The 19,458-nt window shown below is 39.7% G+C and carries 14 protein-coding genes; 12 read left to right on the top strand and 2 right to left on the bottom strand.

Going from position 1 to position 19,458, the window contains the following annotated elements; genetic code table 11:
• Positions 1-44 precede the first annotated feature (44 nt).
• A complete protein-coding gene (locus tag IGL07_RS13310) occupies positions 45-902 on the bottom strand; it encodes a MurR/RpiR family transcriptional regulator (RefSeq protein WP_002354705.1) in 858 nt (285 codons plus the stop codon).
• A 145-nt stretch (positions 903-1,047) separates the two neighbouring features.
• On the opposite strand from IGL07_RS13310, the gene IGL07_RS13305 reads away from it, so the two are divergent.
• The 11 genes from IGL07_RS13305 to IGL07_RS13255 all read left to right on the top strand — a co-directional run bounded on the left by IGL07_RS13305 (position 1,048) and on the right by IGL07_RS13255 (position 16,040).
• Positions 1,048-2,355: a PTS sugar transporter subunit IIC gene (locus IGL07_RS13305; RefSeq protein ID WP_010712921.1), complete on the top strand. Its 1,308-nt coding sequence runs from the start codon at positions 1,048-1,050 to the stop codon at positions 2,353-2,355.
• On the top strand, positions 2,333-3,562 hold the full coding sequence (locus tag IGL07_RS13300; protein WP_002403098.1) for an aminotransferase class I/II-fold pyridoxal phosphate-dependent enzyme: 1,230 nt from the start codon (positions 2,333-2,335) through the stop codon (positions 3,560-3,562). The genes IGL07_RS13305 and IGL07_RS13300 overlap by 23 nt, the downstream gene beginning before the upstream one ends.
• Positions 3,563-3,866: 304 nt before the next feature.
• On the top strand, positions 3,867-4,334 hold the full coding sequence (locus IGL07_RS13295; protein WP_002354715.1) for a CtsR family transcriptional regulator: 468 nt from the start codon (positions 3,867-3,869) through the stop codon (positions 4,332-4,334).
• 2 nt (positions 4,335-4,336) lie between these two features.
• Positions 4,337-6,832, top strand: a complete 2,496-nt coding sequence (locus IGL07_RS13290) for an ATP-dependent Clp protease ATP-binding subunit (RefSeq protein WP_002378875.1) — start codon at positions 4,337-4,339, stop codon at positions 6,830-6,832.
• Between the two features lie 134 nt (positions 6,833-6,966).
• Complete coding sequence (locus tag IGL07_RS13285) at positions 6,967-8,001, top strand: FUSC family protein (RefSeq protein WP_002415422.1); 1,035 nt, start codon at positions 6,967-6,969, stop codon at positions 7,999-8,001.
• A gap of 181 nt (positions 8,002-8,182) precedes the next feature.
• The gene (locus tag IGL07_RS13280) at positions 8,183-9,103 is read left to right on the top strand and encodes a peptidase U32 family protein (RefSeq protein WP_195526217.1); all 921 of its coding nucleotides are present in this window, start codon (positions 8,183-8,185) and stop codon (positions 9,101-9,103) included.
• A 27-nt stretch (positions 9,104-9,130) separates the two neighbouring features.
• Complete coding sequence (locus tag IGL07_RS13275; protein ID WP_002368523.1) at positions 9,131-10,378, top strand: peptidase U32 family protein; 1,248 nt, start codon at positions 9,131-9,133, stop codon at positions 10,376-10,378.
• 23 nt (positions 10,379-10,401) lie between these two features.
• The gene (locus tag IGL07_RS13270) at positions 10,402-11,964 is read left to right on the top strand and encodes a PucR family transcriptional regulator (protein ID WP_002354724.1); all 1,563 of its coding nucleotides are present in this window, start codon (positions 10,402-10,404) and stop codon (positions 11,962-11,964) included.
• 133 nt (positions 11,965-12,097) lie between these two features.
• The gene (locus IGL07_RS13265) at positions 12,098-13,372 is read left to right on the top strand and encodes a cytosine permease (protein ID WP_025189443.1); all 1,275 of its coding nucleotides are present in this window, start codon (positions 12,098-12,100) and stop codon (positions 13,370-13,372) included.
• A 19-nt stretch (positions 13,373-13,391) separates the two neighbouring features.
• Positions 13,392-14,486, top strand: coding sequence for a DUF917 domain-containing protein (locus IGL07_RS13260; protein WP_002354727.1), 1,095 nt, complete (start codon positions 13,392-13,394; stop codon positions 14,484-14,486).
• Positions 14,487-16,040 (top strand): hydantoinase/oxoprolinase N-terminal domain-containing protein, encoded by a 1,554-nt coding sequence (locus tag IGL07_RS13255; protein WP_002365445.1) that lies wholly within the window; start codon positions 14,487-14,489, stop codon positions 16,038-16,040.
• Positions 16,041-16,096: 56 nt separating this feature from the next.
• On the opposite strand, the gene IGL07_RS13250 is transcribed toward IGL07_RS13255, so the two are convergent.
• Positions 16,097-17,614, bottom strand: coding sequence for an RNA-binding domain-containing protein (locus tag IGL07_RS13250; protein ID WP_010817739.1), 1,518 nt, complete (start codon positions 17,612-17,614; stop codon positions 16,097-16,099).
• Positions 17,615-18,038: 424 nt separating this feature from the next.
• On the opposite strand from IGL07_RS13250, the gene gor reads away from it, so the two are divergent.
• Positions 18,039-19,388 carry a glutathione-disulfide reductase gene (gene gor, locus IGL07_RS13245; protein WP_010817738.1) on the top strand — a complete coding sequence of 450 codons (1,350 nt, stop codon included), beginning with the start codon at positions 18,039-18,041 and terminating at the stop codon, positions 19,386-19,388.
• Positions 19,389-19,458 lie beyond the last annotated feature (70 nt).

The raw sequence follows: 19,458 nt of genomic DNA, 5'->3' as shown, positions 1-19,458 counted from the left end.
TGTGAAAAACAGTACTGATCATCAGTACTGTTTTTTTGTTTTGTTTAAAATTTAAGTATCGAAGTAGGTGTATTTTTTTGTGATGTGTAATTCTTATCGAAATTGCGACTAAAAATACAGGAATAAAGGACATTGAGGATATATTCGATGGCTAGTTGAGAGGAAAAGGTCGAGACTTTGAAATCGGCATGTTCAACGTTAGGAATGGGCAAAATCACTGTAGCGTATTTAGCTAATTGGCTGTTCAAGTCTGAAGTAATGGCAATAATCGGGGTGCCTCCTTCTGCAAAAATCCGTGCTTCATTTACGATTTCTGCAGTGTTACCACTGTAAGAGACGAGGATGGCTACGTCATTTTTGGTGGCATTGATGGCTAAATAAAATTGTTCAGCTTGATAAGGGATTAAATGGATAAATAGCTGAATGCGTAATAACTTTGTTTGAAAATCCGTTAAGCGAATGTAGGAGTTACTGACGCCTACTGCTAAAATATTTTCAGCGGTTAAAAGTAAATCAATGCTTTTATTTAACATGGCCTCGGTTAATAACTGTTGAGTGGATTGAACGGTTTCAGTCGTTAACTGCGCAATTTTCTTGGCAATTAGTAAATCAGAATCTTGCGCTAAAAAAGGCATATTGGCATCAACATTCCGGATTGCTTGGTAGTGAATTTCTAAGTCGCGGGACAAGCGGATTTTAAATTCTTTGAAACCGCTAGTTTCTGTTTTTTTACACAAACGAACAATCGTGGAAGTTGAAGAGTTGGTGGCTTCTGCTAGTTCATAAATCGACATATGCAGGACTCGTTCAGTATGAGATAAAATAAAATCAATAATTAGCCCTTCGTTATATGTATAGCGTTCTTTTTGTTCTAAACATTCGATTAGATTCAATGGGTTCACCTCTCTGTGGTACTTTGTTTCGCTTTCAGTATACCTTAAGCGTATGAATTATGAAACATAGTTACAGAATCAGTTAGTCGTATTTACATCAGAAAGCGGTTTCTTTATGATGAGGATATCACAAAGGATTAAGGAGAGAAGTGAAATGGATAAGTTAACAAACTGGGTGGAGCAAGCCGTAGTGCCTAAAGTTTCAAGGATTACAAGTTTACGTTATTTTCAAGCCTTAAGAAATGGTTTTTTTGCAATTATGCCGTTAACAATTATTGGATCGATTTTTATGTTGATTACAGATTTTCCAGTAGCAGGGTATGGCGATTTTATGGCTGGAATTTTCGGTGCAGGTTGGGCGGATATGATTTCGCCAGCTTATCGAGCGACTTTCAATATGATGGGAATTATTTTTGCTGGGACGATGTCCTATAAATTGGCGGAAAGTTACGAAATGGATCGTTTAACTTCATTAATTTTAGGAATTGTTGCTTACGTAGTCGTTTTACCGAAAACGGTGACCACTGAATCAGGCGAAGTTGTGACAAAAGTTTTATCGTTTGACTGGTTAGGAACCCAAGGGGTAATTACGGCTATTATTATGTCAATTCTTTCGGTTGAATTAACTCGTTTCTGTATTAAGAAAAAATTAGTCATCGAAATGCCTGACAGCGTGCCTTCTATGGTCAGCCAAGCTTTTAGTGCATTGATTCCTGGGATTTTTGTGGTAGCGGTGGCTTTATTGATTAATGGGATTGGGCTTTCGTTTGCGGATTCCTTCCCGCAATTAATTTATGCGGTGATTCAAGCGCCACTGCAAGGTTTAATCGGAACCCCTTTTGCAATTATTATTGTGGCTGGCTTAAATGGACTGTTCTGGTGGTTTGGGATTCATCCAACTGTCATCAATTCCATGCTATATCCTATTTTATATGCGAATGCAGACAAAAACCAAAGCTTAGCGGAATTAGGACAATTAACTGCTCAAAATGGCAACTTTGGCACGGTCCAAATGCTCGATCAATTTGCCACAATTGGAGGCGCTGGTTGCACGATTGGCTTGGCTATTGCAATGGCCATCGTCGGACATTCATCTAGAATGAAAGCCATGTCGAAAATTTCGTTTGTTCCAGCATTTTTCAACATTAATGAACCCTTGATTTTTGGACTCCCAGTTATTTTTAACCCTTTATTATTGATTCCGATTGCGGTCGCGCCGATTGTATCGGTCTTGATTGCCTTTCTGTCAATGAAAATTGGGTTCATGCCAATGTTTACAAACATTCAAGCACCATGGGCTACGCCCTTTCTGTTTTCGGGCTTTTTAGTGGGAAAATGGCAAGGTGCAGTGACGCAAGTTTTAGCTGTTGCCGCTAGTGTCGTTATTTATTATCCATTTGTAAAAGCCTTAGATCGACAATATCAAAAAGAAGAAGCCCATGAAGTACCAGAAACATTGTAGAGAAAGAGGAGTGAAGGAAATGCATGTTGAGAATGATGAAAATATTTGTTGTGAAGTGGAAAAAGGAATGGAAAAAATGTATCATCCGATGGTGCCCGAGTTGGTTCAAACCTCTTCCTTTTATTTTCCAACTTATGAAGAATTTATGGCAGCGAGTATGGATGAAAAAAATAATTATGTTTACACACGTGGCACCAACCCCACAACAGAAATTTTAGAGAAAAAAATTGCTCGTTTGGAACGTGGAGAAAAATGTAAAGTTTTTGCCTCAGGAATGGGCGCTATTTCGGCAACGCTGTTTACGTTGCTCCAACAAGGTGATCATGTTTTAATGGTCAATACAATTTATGGAGAATCTGTTTCGTTTGTGCAATATTTAGAGAAATTTGGCGTATCTTTGACCAAAGTAGACGTTGCAGAAACAGAAGAACTTTTTCAATTTGTTCAGGAAAACACCAAAGTCATTTACTTTGAAAGTCCGTCCTCACAAAAGTTTGAACTGCTAGATTTAGAAAAAATAACTGCGTTAGCACAAAAAATTGGCGCATACACTGTCATTGATAACACGTGGGCGTCACCGTTATTTCAGCATCCTTTATGCCATAATGTGGACCTAGTGATTCATTCTTGTTCAAAATATATTGGTGGTCATTCGGATATTGTAGCGGGGGCTGTCATTGGCAAAGCAGCGCTTGTAGATCAAATTTTTGAACATGGTCATCAAGCATTAGGCGCAGTCAATAGTCCCTTCAATTCTTGGTTAGCGTTACGAGGTATTCGTACCATGCCTGTTCGGTTGGCGCATCAGTCTCAAGCCATCCAAACGGTGTTGTTGGCTTTGCAAAAGGATCCGCGAATCAGTCGCTTATATCATCCTTTTGTAGGAAATCAACAACAACAAGCGTTAGCAGAAAAATATTTAACAGGTTATGGCTCATTGTTTGCGATTGATTTAAAAGATACCGATTTTGAACGTTTGAAAACATTTGTGAATGCATTGACGCTGGTCACAATTGGGGTCAGTTGGGGTGGTTTTGAAAGTTTGGCCTTGCCTGTATTCAAAGGTAATAACTTGGCGGCTGTTCAGAAAAGAGGCTTGTCGCCAGCACACATTCGCATGTACGTTGGTTTGGAAGAGCCAACATCTATTATCGAAGATATTCAACAAGCCTTGGATCAAGCCTATGGCGAAGAATCGCTTTTGTGAGACATTAAGATAATCAGCTGAACAAAAGCAACTCCTTCGGAAATAAGCCGAAATTCTCCAAAAATTAAAGAACAATTTTCGGAAATTTCTTCTTATTTCTTGGAGCTAAACACTTTTGTCTCAGCCTCTGTGATTCAATAACATATTTTCAATTTTAGGAGGGGAACTTAAGTCAGTTTGACTGAGGTTGCTCCTCCTGTTTTGCATTTTTTTATTAAAGTCAAAGCGTTCCTCTTTATTTAATAGGCAAAGTTCGATATAATAATGGTCAATATTAGTCAAGAGAGAAGAAGGATGGAAGACTATGAGTAATCAAAATACGTCAGATTTAATCGAGGCTTATTTAAAAAAGATTTTAGAAGAAAGTAATAAAATTGAAATCCGTCGGGCGGAAATGGCTAATTTATTTAATTGCGTTCCTTCACAAATTAACTATGTAATTAATACACGTTTTACCATCCAACGAGGCTACGCAGTTGAAAGTAAACGTGGTGGAGGCGGCTATATTCGCATTGTCAAAGTACAAATTTCAGATAACGATCAATTACTAAAACAAATGGATCAATTGATTGGCGCAACTTTAACAGAAAAAGATGCGCTAACATTTATTCAAACATTGTATGAAGAAGAAGTGATTACGAAAAAGGAAGGCAATTTAATGCTAGCTGCTTTAAGTAAAAGCACATTGAATGGTCTGGGGAATCACGAAGATTTTCTAAGAGCTCAAATAATGCGTTCATTTTTAGAGCGCTTGAGCTATGAGGAGGAATAACTATGGATGAACTATTTACAGAAAGTGCGAAAGCCGTACTGGCGATTGCCCAAGAAGAAGCGAAGTATTTTCGTCACCAATCCGTCGGTTCTGAGCATTTATTATTAGCGCTCGTTTTAGAACCGAATGGGATTGCCGGAAAAACATTACGACAATTGAATACTGACACAGAAGACATCCGTGAAGAAATTGAGCATTTAAGTGGCTATGGCACCATGCAAAGTCCAATGGGGAATAACAACTTATACTTACCTTATTCACCAAGAGCCAAACAAATCTTTGCCTATGCTGGAGATGAAGCGAAGCGCTTAGGGGCTCAAAAGATTGGTACCGAGCATTTATTATTGGGCTTGTTAAGAGACGAAGAAATTTTAGCGTCTAGAATTTTAGTGAATTTAGGATTAAGCTTATCCAAAATGCGTCAATTATTATTGAAAAAAATGGGCGTTTCCGAACCCAATGGCGCACAACGTCGTCGGAATGGTCAAAATAAAAATGCGCCACAAGGGACGCCAACATTGGATTCTTTAGCAAGAGATTTAACCAAGTTAGCACGAGAACAAAGCTTGGATCCAGTAGTTGGTCGCGGTACCGAAGTTCGTCGTTTAATCCAAATTTTGAGTCGCCGTACCAAAAACAATCCTGTCTTAGTCGGTGAACCAGGTGTTGGGAAAACAGCGATAGCAGAAGGGTTAGCCCAGAAAATTGTCAACCGGGAAGTCCCTGAAGATATGCAAGGCAAACGTTTAATGATGCTAGACATGGGTGCCTTGGTTGCTGGAACCAAATATCGAGGTGAGTTCGAAGATCGCTTGAAAAAAGTTGTCGATGAAATCTATCAAGATGGACAAGTCATTTTATTTATCGACGAATTGCATACCTTGATCGGTGCTGGCGGTGCAGAAGGGGCGATTGATGCTTCAAATATTTTAAAACCTGCTTTAGCACGTGGCGAGTTGCAAACAATTGGTGCGACAACTCTGGATGAATACCAAAAATATATTGAAAAAGATGCCGCTTTGGAACGTCGTTTTGCCCGTATTCAAGTAGCAGAACCAACGCCGGAAGAAGCAGAAGAAATTCTAAAAGGCTTGCGTTCACGCTATGAAAAACATCATGGCGTAGAAATTACAGATGAAGCTCTACATGCGGCAGTTCAATTATCGATTCGCTATTTAAATGATCGCCAATTACCAGATAAAGCAATTGATTTAATGGACGAATCTGCAGCGAAAGTTCGTTTAGACAAGGCAGATCAACCTTCAGAAATTAATGAATTGCGTACCGAAATTTCTCAATTAATTACGGAAAAAGAAGAGGCCATTCAAAACCAATCATTTGAAAGTGCTGCTCGGATTCGTCAAAAAGAAAAACAAGTGATGGAAAAACTAGAAGAATTGATTGCAGTGAAAGAAAAAAGTCTGTCTGGTTACAGTACGCAAGTAACAGAAGAAGACGTGGCTGGGGTTGTTTCACAATGGACAGGCGTTCCTTTGCAGCAGCTAGAGAAGAAAGAAAGCGAACGATTAATGGAATTAGAAACCATTTTACATCAACGGGTCGTTGGCCAAAATGAAGCAGTGGAAGCTGTTTCACGCGCTATCCGTCGTGCGCGTAGTGGCTTGAAAGACCCAGCAAGACCGATTGGTTCCTTCATGTTCTTAGGACCAACAGGGGTTGGGAAAACAGAACTTGCCAAAGCCTTAGCCGAAGCGATGTTTGGCAGCGAAGAAGCTTTGATTCGCGTGGACATGTCTGAGTTTATGGAAAAATACAGTACTAGCCGTTTAATCGGTTCTCCTCCAGGTTATGTCGGCTACGAAGAAGGCGGCCAACTAACTGAAAAAATTCGTCAACGTCCTTATTCCGTTATTTTGCTAGATGAAGTAGAAAAAGCCCATCCAGATGTCTTTAATATTTTATTACAAGTCTTAGATGATGGCCATTTAACGGATGCCAAAGGACGAAAAGTCGATTTCCGTAACACGATTTTAATCATGACCTCCAACTTAGGAGCAACAGCGATTCGTGAAGAAAAACATGTTGGCTTCAATGTGAAAGACATTTCTAAAAATCATGAATTAATGCAAAAACGAATCATGGAAGAATTGAAAAAAGCCTTCCGTCCAGAATTCTTAAACCGAATTGATGAAACGGTTGTATTCCATTCCTTGAAACAAGAGGAAATTCATGAAATCGTGAAAATTATGAGTCAATCTGTCGTGAAACGGATGGCCGAACAAGAGGTTAAAGTGAAAATCACACCAGCTGCAATTGAAGTTATTGGTAAAGTTGGGTTTGATCCAGAATATGGCGCACGTCCAATTCGTCGGGCCTTGCAAAAAGAAGTGGAAGATCGTTTAAGTGAAGCCCTTCTTTCTGGTCAAATTCAGTTAGGGGATAAAGTAACTTTAGGCGCTAGCAAAGGCAAAATCACGTTAAATGTGCGGGCACCAAAAGCACCAAAGACAGAAGCGAAAGAATTACAAACTGTATAGATGAGATGCGAAGTCTGGTACAAAAACCATTTAGGGTTTTTATGCCAGACTTTTCTATTTTTCCAGTGGCGATTTCTTTTTGAGAATTGCCAGATTGATTTTTCTGTGCTACGTTAATAAGGAGGGGTGATGGAATGGAACAATCTTTTTTTCGAGAATTACTACATTATCAGCGTCCAAAGGATAATCCTTTTCGACTAGTGTTTGCTGGCTTGGTTATGTTCAGCATTCTTTTTTTGGGCTATATCAATCATCAATTATTGATTTCAAGCTTTGGCTCGTTAGGTATTTTTACTTTTTTATATTATCAGCCGCTACCATTAAAACAGTTAATGACTCGTTTATCTGTGGTCGGTAGTTACCTTTTTTTAGGAAATTTGTTAGGCATGTTATCGACCCATATTGCATGGCTCATTCCCATTGTTGTTGCACTGGTCGGTTTTGGTGGCCGCTTTTTCTTTGAAGTTTACGATATTTCAAAACCAGGAGCCTTCTTTGGTGTGATGGTGACAGCGATGGGTGCCAGTACGAGCATTCCGCTAGCAAAAATTCCGTTCATGAGTGGCTGTATGTTATTAGGCATTGGCTTTTCCATTTTGTTTGCACTAGTGTTGCATTTTACAGAGAAGGAAATCAGTGTCCCGCTAGCTAAGCGATCATTACGGGAACGAATTTATCGGCATCCAGAAGCACCATTAGATAGCATATATTATAGCTTTGTTTTATTTTTTGCTGTATATATCAGCGAAAGTTTACATTTACAGAATCCGTATTGGTTAGTCGTTTCCTGTGCATCCATTTTACAAGGAGACAATTTACGTGCGATTAAGCAGCGAAATATTCAGCGAATTTTTGGCACAACGATTGGATTGGTTATTTCCGCTTTTCTGCTTAATTTAGCTTTGACAACTTTTGAATCGATTGTCGTGATTACAATCTTATTTGTGACCGTTGAGTATTTTATTCGTCGTAATTATGGATTGGCGCAATTTTTCACAACGCCTATGGCTCTGATGCTTTCATTGCTCGTTCGTCAGCAGTACGTGATAACGTTGATTCAATTCCGCTTTTTAGGGATTGTTTTAGGCAGCTTGTTAGGCTTAGCGGCAGCGTGGTTATTCACCGTTGTAGTAACGTTTTATGAACGAAAATACCACTTGAACGAGTGACCAAAGAACAGATGACCAGTAATTAAAAAAAAGAGCATTTGGTAGGTAAGCGGATGGCGCTTCTCTACCAAAATTTTTTCCGGAAACATTGTGAAAAATGTACGTTTAATACAGATAGGCTCTTTTAAAGTTTGTGAACGTATGATACTATTAAACGGTCATAAAGAAGGAGGCTATATTTATGATTGAACTGATTGCAACTGCAGAATCTGTTGAGCAGGCTGTAGAATTACTCGCAACAGGTGTGGATACATTATATATTGGAGAAGAAACATTCGGGTTGCGTTTGCCCGTATCTTTTACACGAGATGAACAACGCGAGATTGTGAAACGTGCACATGAAATGGGCAAACAAGTGCTAGTTGCAGTAAATGGCATTATGCACCCTGAAAAAATGAAATTAGTCCCAGAGTATCTGACATTTTTAAAAGAAATCAACGTCGATAAAATTACTTTGGGTGATCCAGGTATTGTGTTTATTATGCAACGAGATGGATTAGAAATTCCTTACGTTTATGATGGCGAAACCTTGGTAACGAGCTCACGTCAAATCAATTTTTGGAGTAAACGAGGAGCCATCGGGGCTGTCTTAGCTCGGGAAGTGCCTTTTGAAGAAATGGTAGCAATGGAAGAAAACTTAGCAGTTCCAGCTGAAATTCTTGTCTATGGGGCGACCTGTATTCATCAATCGAAACGCCCATTAATTCAAAATTACTACAATTACACAAAGAACGACAAAGGGGTTATGAAAGACGAAGGGCTGTTTATTTCTGAACCCAAAAAACCAGAAACCCACTATTCCATTTATGAAGATAGTCATGGTACGCATATTTTTGCCAATAACGATGTGAACTTGATGAATGAGTTAACAAACTTGTATGACCATCACTATCGTACATGGAAGCTCGATGGCCTTTACACACCAGGTGAAAATTTTGTCGCGATTGCTCGCGTATTTGCTGAAGCGAAAGCAGCACTTGAAGCGGGAACTTGGTCAGAAGATCAAGCAGCTCATGCAACAGCTGAAATTGAAAAATTACATCCAACAGGTCGTGGCTTAGACAATGGTTTCTTTGATTTAAGTGCCGATGCAATAAAATAAATTGATTCATTTAAGGGGAAGAAGAACATGAAAGTAATGACAGAACGAACATTGAAGCGTCCCGAGGTGTTGGCTCCAGCCGGGACGCTAGAAAAACTAAAAGTCGCAATTCGTTACGGTGCCGATGCCGTTTATATCGGAGGGAATGCCTACGGTCTGCGTAGCCGCGCAGGAAATTTCACGCCAGAAGAAATGGCGGAAGGCGTAGCCTTTGCCCGCGAACATAATGCGAAAGTTTATGTCGCTGCCAATATGGTCACTCATGAAGGAAACCAGGAAGGGGCAGGAGCGTTTTTCAGAGAATTGCGAGACATCGGAATTTCAGCTGTGATTGTTTCCGATCCAGCTTTAATCGAAATTTGTGCGACAGAAGCACCAGGTTTACCCATCCATTTATCGACACAAGCTTCAGCAACCAACTATGAAACATTAGAATTTTGGAAAAATGAAGGCTTAGAACGTGTGGTTTTAGCGCGCGAAGTTTCAATGGAGGAAGTTGCAGCTATTCGTGAAAATACGGACATTGAAATTGAAGCCTTTATTCATGGAGCAATGTGTATTTCATATTCAGGACGTTGTACTTTGTCCAATCATATGTCGATGCGGGATGCCAATCGTGGCGGTTGCTCTCAATCTTGTCGTTGGAAATATGAGTTATTTGATATGCCTTTTGGGACAGAACGTCGGAGCAAAACCAGCGAAGGGGAAGTTGAAGAAGAGTTTTCAATGAGCGCCGTAGATATGTCTATGATTGAACATATTCCAGAATTAATTGAAAATGGTGTCGATAGTTTTAAAATTGAAGGCCGCATGAAATCCATTCACTATGTTTCGACAGTCGCTAATGTGTATAAAAAAGCCGTCGATTCATACATGGAAGACCCTGAAAACTATGTCTGCCAACAAGAGTGGATTGATGAATTATGGAAAGTAGCACAACGTGAATTAGCAACTGGTTTTTATTACAATACACCAAGTGAAAATGAACAATTATTCGGCGAACGTCGTAAAATTCCACAATATAAATTTGTTGGTGAAGTGATTGCGTACAACGAAAAGACGCAAGTCGCAACGATTCGTCAACGGAACCTTTTCAGTGTCGGCGATGAAATTGAATTTTATGGTCCTGGGTTTACCCATTTCCACCAAACCGTTAAAGAGATGTATAATGAAGACGGTGAAGCGATCGATCGGGCACCTAATCCCATGATGTTATTAACAATGGAAGTGACGCAACCTGTTGCAGTCGGCGATATGATTCGTAAGAAAAAATAAACCAGTCAAAAGGAGGAGTAAATATGAGTGTCCGCGTGAATGATTTATTAAAATTACCGTCTTTGCGAGAAGCAACGGTACTTTCTGGTAAAAACCAATTGGACACATCTGTTGCTTCTCTTTCTTTTTTAGAAGTCTCTGATATGTCTTTGTTTTCGGAAAAACTTCACAAAACAAATGAATACCATGCTGGCGAAATTTTGATTGGTTCATTTTGTGCCATTCGTCATGATGTGGTGAAGCAATGCGAAACGATTCGGCATCTCCATGAATTAGGCGAAGTAGGCCTAATCTTGTACTACGTTGGGATTATCGTACCGAAAGTTGCAGAGGAAGTGATTCAATTAGCGGATTCTTTAGGTTTCATTTTAATCCAAATGCCTAAAAATGATCCCACATTACGCTACAACGAAGTCATTTATGAAGTCATGAAATTGTTAGTCAATAAAAATAAAATGGCTTCTTTTGCAACGGACCTCTTGGAAAAAGTTTCCCTTTTGCCTGAACAAAACCGCAGTGTGGAAATGACCTTGAAAATCCTATCCGATTTTTTAAAAGTCAACATTGCGTTAACCACCTATACCAATGAAATCATCAGTACCATCAATTGGCCGCGAAGCACGAAATTGCCCTTAACCAAGTTACTTTATCAATCACAAGAGAAAGTAGCGTTGGGAGAAACGACCTACTTCATTACCTCGCAAAAACTTCCTCAGAAAGATGGACAAACATTGAAGCTTTACTTCATTCGAGAAGAAGAGCAGTTAACCTCTTTTGAGATGAATCAAGCGGTGGAAGTCGTTCAGATGGCTCTGAATTTATGGGGGAAAAACTATGACGAAGTCAGTGAGTATGCCTTAGTCCAAGCAATCATTAACGATGAAAGTGATAAGATGTACCAATTAGCCAAAAAATTAATGATTGATATTTCTTCTGTCGAAACGATGTGGCTTTTACCTATTTGGCAACAAGGACAAGAAATCCACGCTATTCAGCAAGATTTGAAAGATTTCCTACGTTACTATTACCAAACAACGATTGTCCAGCAAACAGAAAATTACCTGATTGTTCTCTTAGGTAATTATTTACACAAACAGCCTGAAGCCACGATTAGTAAAGAATACTTGCAAGCCACAGACTATCAGGACTATTTAGGTGAAATCATCCTTTGTCCGAAAGTTCGTAACACGACTGAAGTGCGTGTCAGCTACCAAACCGCTAATCAAGTCGCGCCGTTTTTAAAGCGCGTCTATCCACAAAGAAAAGTGTTATCAATCGCGGAAATTCGTACAGTTCAACAAATGATGACGTGTCTCCAAGCAGGAGAAGAAGCAATCCAACAACGCTTAGCAGTTATCCAACCTCTCTTAAAAGAATCAGAGCAGTTAATGACATTAGGGACGTTTTTACTAGATGCAAGTAGTGATTTTAAAGAATGCGGCGAACGCCTATTTGTTCATAAAAATACGGTCAAATATCGTATCAGTAAAATTAATGAAGCGCTCGGCTATGATATGACCAACGCCGCCGAAGCCTATGAAGTCTATTTGGCGATGATCTTATATCGCTTGGTCACGAATGAATGAAAAAAGCAGACAATCGGCAGTAGCCGATTGTCTGATTTTTTATTTTTAGCCAAAACTTCCTTGATATTTTTTTCAATTTGAAAAAGACCTATGACTGATTTTTCGTTATAATTGAAAAAATAATTAAGGAGGAATGAGAATGAAATTAAAAAACGAGCAACAACAATCGTGGCTTAGCTTAGCATTTGTTTGGGCGGGCGCAATGATTAGCGTGCCAGGATTAATTATTGGAGGAACGTTAGTTGCAGGCATGCCTTTATGGGAAGCTTTGTTAACAGGATTTATTGGTTACGGTATTATTGTTATTTTAATGATTTTACAAGGAATTCAAAGTTCCGACTTACAAGAACCTTCTGTCAAAGTCGCTTCTCAAGTGTTTGGCATTCAAGGTTCGCAAAAGATTATTTCCATTATTTTAGCGATTGCTTGCTTAGGTTGGTTTGGTTTGCAAGCCAATGTCAGCGGCGGCGCCTTCACGAACTTTTTAAAAATTTACGGCATTGATTTACCTGTGTCGCTTTCTTCCTTAATCTGGGGAGTTATCATGCTTATTTCGGCTCTTTATGGCATAAAAATATTGAAAATTCTGAATTATTTTGCGGTTCCTGTGTTAGTTCTGGTTTGTCTTTATGGCTTGGTGGCTTCGTTAAGAAACAACGGTTGGGCGGCTGTTAGTCAATATACACCTCAAACAGCAGGAAGCTTTATGTCAGGTCTTTCAATGACTGTCGGTTCTTTTGCATTAGGCGCAGTAATTGCTGGAGATTACTCTCAATATGTTTCTTCTCGTAAAGATGTGGTTAGAGCGGCCACCTTAGGGATTTTACCGACAGGCTTGTTGATGATTGGCGTTGGTGCGGTCTTGACCATTGCTTCGAACACCGCAGATATCACGGAAGTTTTTATGAATCTCGGTTTTCCAGTTTTAGGAATTATTGCGCTGATTTTAGCAACTTGGACCACGAATGCCGTGAATGCTTTTTCTGGCGGACTGGCCTTGATTAATGTCTTTGATATTCCAAAAGAAAAAGAAAAAGTCGCTGTTGGTGCGGCCGGTGCTATTGGAACCTTATTAGCAGTCGTGGGGATTTTAAATTACTTTATGCCGATTATGTCCGTCCTTTCTGCGATGGTTCCACCAGTGGCTGGTGTAATGATTGCTGCCTATTGGTTGATTAACAAAGGCGATCGAACCAAATGGCAGCCAACGCCTGGCGTGAATAAATTAGGTGTTTTTTCATGGCTAATTGGTGCTGCAGTGGGGGGCATTCCGGTGATTATGAGTTTCTTTCCCAATGCCCCTCAATTGCCTAACCAACCGCTAATTGGCATTGTTTTATCGTTTGTTATTTATTATTTCGGTGCAAAACGTCAACAGACGAACACCGAATCATTAGAAATGGAATGAAGAAGAGGAGTGTCGGAGAATGCGTTATTTAGATGCAGAAGCAATTGAGAATATAGCCACAGGAGCAGCTTTTTTAGGGACAGGAGGTGGCGGTGATCCCTACATTGGTAAAATGATGGCTTTGTCCGCCATCGAAGAAAACGGACCTGTCAAACTGGTTTCTCCAGAAGAAATTGCCGCGGAGGATTTTTTCCTACCCGCCGCAATGATGGGTGCCCCATCTGTAGCAATTGAAAAATTTCCCAAAGGCGACGAATTCGTCCGTGTCTTTGAGAAGTTAGGAAAATATTTAGACCAAGAAACGATTGCGGGAACCTTTCCAATGGAAGCTGGGGGCGTCAATTCAATGATTCCAATTGTTGTTGCAGCGAAGCTAGGCATTCCCTTGGTGGATTGTGATGGTATGGGTCGGGCCTTTCCAGAATTGCCTATGGTAACGTTCCATTTGAATGGGATGTCAGCGACCCCTATGGCAATTACCGATGAAAAAGGAAATATTGGCATTATGGAAACGATTGATAATACTTGGACAGAACGTCTTGCCCGTGTCCAAACGGTTGAAATGGGCGCCAGTGCTTTAGTGAGCATTTATCCCGCGACAGGCAAACAATTACAAGACTATGGTATTCACAACATCGTGACATTATCAGAAGAAATTGGCAAAGTGATTCGAGGTACCTATGCAGATGAACAAGAAAAACGCCAAGCATTAGTAGAAGTTACGGATGGGTTTGAATTGTTCCAAGGAAAAATTCTAGATGTGGAACGAGAAGTAAAAGGTGGCTTCAATTTGGGACGTGTCAAATTGAGTGGCTTAAACAGTGATGCTGGTTCAGAAGCAGTCGTCCATTTTCAAAATGAAAATTTAATTGCCGAGAAAGATGGTCAGGTAATTGCGATGACGCCTGATTTGATTTGTATGGTAGATTTAGAAACTTTAACGCCTGTGACAACGGAAAGCTTGAAATACGGCAAACGTGTCCAAGTAATGGGCTTGAAAGCGAATGCCGCTTGGCGAACGAAAAAAGGTATCGAAACAGTGGGTCCTCGGTATTTCGGCTACGAAATGGATTATCAACCACTAGAAAACTTAGTAGCGAAGGAGGACAAATAAATGTATAAAATCGGTATCGATGTCGGCGGCACAAATACAGATGCTGTTATTTTAGATCATCAATTAAACTTGATTCATTCAGTGAAAGTTCCAACAACCGATGATATTCAAACAGGGATTGCCGGTGCCTTAAATAAAGTCTTGGCAGAATCAGCAGTGGACCCAACTAAAGTCACACATGCAATGTTGGGCACGACCCAATGTACGAATGCCATTGTCGAGCGAAAAAAATTAGCAAAAGTTGGGGTCCTTCGTTTGGGCTATCCAGCAACCGCTTCGGTCTTGCCTTACACAGCTTGGCCTAAGGATTTAGTGGCCACTCTTTCAGAAACGTATGCTTTAGCACATGGCGGCTACGAATATGATGGACAACCATTGACTGCACTGGACGAAGAAGAATTACGTGGGATTTTGGCCTCTTGGCGAGGAGAAGTAGAGGCAATCGCAGTAATTGGCGTTTTTTCTTCTTTAAAAAATGATCAAGAATTGTTTGTTCAAGCACTTGCGAAGGAAGTGTTAGGGGCAGATGTTCCTGTATCTTGCTCCTCAATGATTGGGTCTGTCGGTTTAATTGAACGGGAAAATGCGACAATTTTGAATGCTGCGTTGCACAAAGTAATTAAAGTGACCAGCGAAGGCTTTGAACAAGCCTTAGAACAAGAAAAAATTCATCACGCCCAAGTGTACTTATGTCAAAATGATGGTACGTTAATGTCGTTAACGTATGCCAAACAGTTTCCTATTTTAACCATTGCTTGTGGACCAACCAATAGTATTCGTGGGGCTTCTTACTTAGCCGGCTTGAAAGATGCGGTTGTCTTAGATGTTGGTGGCACAACGTCCGACATTGGCGTGTTAGTGGATGGCTTTCCAAGAGAATCTTCACTGGCCGTTGATGTTGGCGGGGTACGGACCAATTTTAGAATGCCAGATATCGTGTCAATCGGTGTCGGCGGCGGTAGCCTAGTGCGTGAACAACCAGATGGTTCTGTGACAGTTGGCCCCGATAGTGTCGGCTACCGTATTACACAAGAGGCCCTTGTTTTTGGCGGCACACAATTAACGACCACTGATATTGCGGTTCGCTTAGGCCATGCCCAAGTCGGTGATCCTAGCAAAGTGGCTCATTTAGACCAAGCGTTTGCGGAAAAAGTGTACCAAAAAATTGGCGAATTGGTCAGTGAAGCGATTGATCGCATGAAAACCAGTTCCGCAGACGTGACGGTCGTTTTAGTTGGTGGTGGGAGTATTATCATCCCCGAAGAATTGACAGGCGTTAAAGCGCTAATTCGCAACGAAAACGGGGCAGTGGCGAATGCCATCGGTGCCTCTATCGCTCAAATTAGCGGACAATACGAACAAATTTATGTCTATTCAAAAATCCAACGGGACGCGGCGTTGGCCGATGCCCAAGAAAAAGCCGTCCAACAAGCCGAACTTGCGGGTGCAGTCCCTGGCACAATCGAGTTAGTCGAGGTGGAAGAAACACCACTCGCCTATCATCCAGAAAATGCAACACGCTTACGAGTAAAAGTGGTTGGGAACATGTATTAAAAGAAAGGAAATCCTCTAGCATATGAGGGTTTCCTTTTTGTGCTATAGTCTCATCTTTACTTTCGAGTCAATTCAGTTTCAATGCGTTTTAAAATCCTCTTGTTCGCAATTATACCAAGTTCTTCTGTTGAGTTAAGCATATAAATCGTTGATTTCCCATTTCCTTTGTTTAACAAAGTACCTTGTTGGACTAAGCTGGTAACGGTTTTTCTAATTTTATAGTCAGAGTACCCACTATTTTTTTGAATATCTTTAATTTTTGCTTGTCCGTGATCCATCAAGTATAAAATAATTAATTGTTCAATATCAGTATAACCTTTTAGGCTATCTTTCATATTAATTTTCCAGATTTTGATAGTGGTTGCATCGAAATAGGTATCAATATCAGGTGCTTTTAAACTATTTTTAGTCGCTGCATCTATTATTCTAGGTCCTCCAGACCCTGCCTTCTCAGCAATTCCTACTCTCCTAAACAAAGTTGAAATAATCGGATTTCTAGTGACTGAATAACTTCCATGAATAAATTCTTCTTTAGACACTTTCATTTCTCCTGGATTGTAGAACTCAATATAATCATCGTAATCTGCAATCTTAATGACATGATCTGAATCATAATACGCATGCATTAAGACATTTACCAAAGCTTCTTTTAGTGATAATAATAGATCTGATTTATAGGAACCGCGAGTCATATCTTGTGATTGTCTAAAAGTATCAGGAATTGCGAGAGCGAATTTTTCAATGACAATAGTGTAAAAAGAGAAAATATTCATCTCTGGATAGTTCATATCACCTGTGGAAACTCTATCTAACCAATCGCTATCTAATGAACTTTTTTTCTTAAAATAATCCAATTGAAACTTTTTAAACCTGTCTGTAATTGAATGATATTTTCCGAAAAATAATAGTCCGCCAGTTGTTAATTTATATACATTATCGCTGTTCATTCTATCCTTTTTCAGGACACCCAAATTTATAAGTAACTCTTCATCTGAATAATCTAAGTATTTTTGCTCCTGAGTATTTTTATAAAGTAATTCTCTATATTCTTGAATTGTTTTTGTGTTTAAATCGTCCAGGGTATAATTATTTAGTAGCTCAGTATCTATATCGTTCTGAGAATCGACAATTAGGTATTTAAATTGATTATCATCTGCTTTTCGATCGCCATCATCTGTTCTTATGTAGGTGTTCGTTTTATTTCCATTTAGATAAATAGGTCTTCTTTCAAATGAAGCTTTTGGGACTTTAATTTGTATAATTGATTTTCCAGCAACTTTTAATGTGATAACATCTTCATTACTCAATAAATTAGCGCTCACTTTTTTCTTGTCGTGAATAAGATTCCAAAAATCCCTAAGGATCATTTCTGGCTTATCAACGCCAACAACTCTATAGCCGTTGGGTATTTCTTCCACACCTAAAATAATTATACCACCCTTAGTATTTGCAAATGCGCTGTATGTACTCCAGATATCTTTGGAAAGAGAAATCTGTGATTTTTTGTACTCTAATTGCCAACTTTCTTTTGGATGTGAAAAGATTTCGTCTTTTAATTCTATAAATTGATTCATACGTCCCCTCCTTAGTAATAAATTCAAAAGTAAATCAAAAGTAAAAAAACTGAGTGGTATCAAGCTTTTGAGTGATTTTTTCAAAAGAAAAAGTCATTTTTGAAAAGAAAACCAAAAGAATTGACATATAGATAAAATGTGGTATAATTTTAGGTTTCAATAATTAAATTGTATCATTAAAAAACTTTTTTTTCTAGAAGATTTTAGCAAGAAGTAGTTAAATGAACCAAGTAAATCAATCATAACTAGGAATTCCCTTCGACAATGCTACGATTGAATTCCTTTCCCCCAGTGCTTTTACGGAACGAATCCATGAAACAGAAGCGGCAGAAAACTAAACAAAAGTAAGTAATACGACTGTCTTTTTTTGCTATTTTTTGCGATAATAAGGGAGAAAGTTCAAATTGAAAGGGAGCCAGAATAAATGAAAACCTATGATTATATTGTTATTGGTGGCGGTAGTGGCGGGATTGCTTCTGCTAACCGCGCAGGAATGCACGGAGCCAACGTCCTTTTAATTGAGGGCAACGAAATTGGTGGGACCTGTGTCAACGTTGGTTGTGTGCCTAAAAAAGTCATGTGGCAAGCCAGCAGCATGATGGAAATGATGGAAAGAGACACAGCAGGCTACGGGTTTGATGTTGAAATCAAAAATTTTAGCTTTAAACAATTAGTTGAAAATCGTGAAAAATATATCGACTTCTTACATGGTGCGTATAATCGTGGTTTAGACAGTAACAACATTGAACGTATCCATGGTTACGCTACGTTTACTGGGGAGCAAACAATTGAAGTCAATGGGACAGAATATACGGCGCCGCACATTTTAATCGCGACAGGTGGTCGTCCGAAAAAACTAGGTATTCCAGGAGAAGAATATGCCTTAGATTCAAACGGCTTCTTTGCGTTAGAAGAAATGCCAAAACGTGTGGTCTTTGTCGGTGCAGGTTACATCGCAGCCGAATTAGCAGGAACCTTACATGGCTTAGGCGCAGAAACACATTGGGCCTTCCGTCATGAACGACCATTACGAAGCTTTGATGACATGCTTTCTGAAAAAGTCGTAGAACGCTATCAAGAAATGGGCATGCAAATTCATCCGAATGCAACACCAGCTAAAATTGAAAAAACGGCGCAGAATGAGTACGTTATTACATTTGAAAATGGTGAATCAATCACGACAGATGCCGTGATTTTCGGGACAGGCCGTCAGCCGAACACGGATCAATTAGGCTTAGAAAATACGAAAGTAGCTCTTGATGAAAAAGGCTACGTCAAAGTAGATAAATTCCAAAATACCACGCAAATGGGCATCTACGCAGTCGGCGATGTCATTGGGAAAATCGACTTAACGCCAGTCGCGATTGCCGCTGGTCGGCGCCTGTCTGAACGTTTATTTAACGGACAAACCGATTTATATTTGGATTATAACTTGGTACCAACGGTGGTCTTTACCCATCCACCAGTTGCGACAATTGGTTTGACGGAAAAAGCAGCGCTTGAAGAATATGGTGAAGACCAAGTGAAAATCTATCGCTCTAGCTTTACGCCAATGTATTTCGCTTTAGGAGAATACCGTCAAAAATGCGACATGAAATTAATCTGTGTCGGCAAAGAAGAAAAAATTGTCGGTTTGCATGGCATCGGCATCGGTGTTGACGAAATGCTACAAGGCTTTGCAGTCGCTATTAAAATGGGCGCGACCAAAGCAGATTTTGATAATACTGTTGCGATTCATCCAACAGGCTCAGAAGAATTTGTAACAATGCGATAAAAGGCGAATAAACCCCAAAAAAGAGCGTTGCTGATGCAACGCTCTTTTTTGAATACACGAGTTATTTCAT

Source organism: Enterococcus sp. DIV1368f, assembly GCF_051712245.1.
Taxonomy (GTDB): Bacteria; Bacillota; Bacilli; order Lactobacillales; family Enterococcaceae; genus Enterococcus; species Enterococcus faecalis.
The sequence above is the reverse complement of the archived record's forward strand: the minus strand, read 5'-3'. Positions and strand labels throughout refer to the sequence as shown.

Coding starts and splice junctions, on each gene's coding strand:
- IGL07_RS13295 (WP_002354715.1), top strand. CDS start 3,867: ATGAGTAATCAAAATACGTCAGATTTAATCGAGGCTTATTTAAAAAAG.
- gor (WP_010817738.1), top strand. CDS start 18,039: ATGAAAACCTATGATTATATTGTTATTGGTGGCGGTAGTGGCGGGATT.
- IGL07_RS13270 (WP_002354724.1), top strand. CDS start 10,402: ATGAGTGTCCGCGTGAATGATTTATTAAAATTACCGTCTTTGCGAGAA.
- IGL07_RS13305 (WP_010712921.1), top strand. CDS start 1,048: ATGGATAAGTTAACAAACTGGGTGGAGCAAGCCGTAGTGCCTAAAGTT.
- IGL07_RS13285 (WP_002415422.1), top strand. CDS start 6,967: ATGGAACAATCTTTTTTTCGAGAATTACTACATTATCAGCGTCCAAAG.
- IGL07_RS13290 (WP_002378875.1), top strand. CDS start 4,337: ATGGATGAACTATTTACAGAAAGTGCGAAAGCCGTACTGGCGATTGCC.
- IGL07_RS13275 (WP_002368523.1), top strand. CDS start 9,131: ATGAAAGTAATGACAGAACGAACATTGAAGCGTCCCGAGGTGTTGGCT.
- IGL07_RS13300 (WP_002403098.1), top strand. CDS start 2,333: ATGAAGTACCAGAAACATTGTAGAGAAAGAGGAGTGAAGGAAATGCAT.
- IGL07_RS13255 (WP_002365445.1), top strand. CDS start 14,487: ATGTATAAAATCGGTATCGATGTCGGCGGCACAAATACAGATGCTGTT.
- IGL07_RS13260 (WP_002354727.1), top strand. CDS start 13,392: ATGCGTTATTTAGATGCAGAAGCAATTGAGAATATAGCCACAGGAGCA.
- IGL07_RS13265 (WP_025189443.1), top strand. CDS start 12,098: ATGAGAATGAAATTAAAAAACGAGCAACAACAATCGTGGCTTAGCTTA.
- IGL07_RS13250 (WP_010817739.1), bottom strand. CDS start 17,614: ATGAATCAATTTATAGAATTAAAAGACGAAATCTTTTCACATCCAAAA.
- IGL07_RS13280 (WP_195526217.1), top strand. CDS start 8,183: ATGATTGAACTGATTGCAACTGCAGAATCTGTTGAGCAGGCTGTAGAA.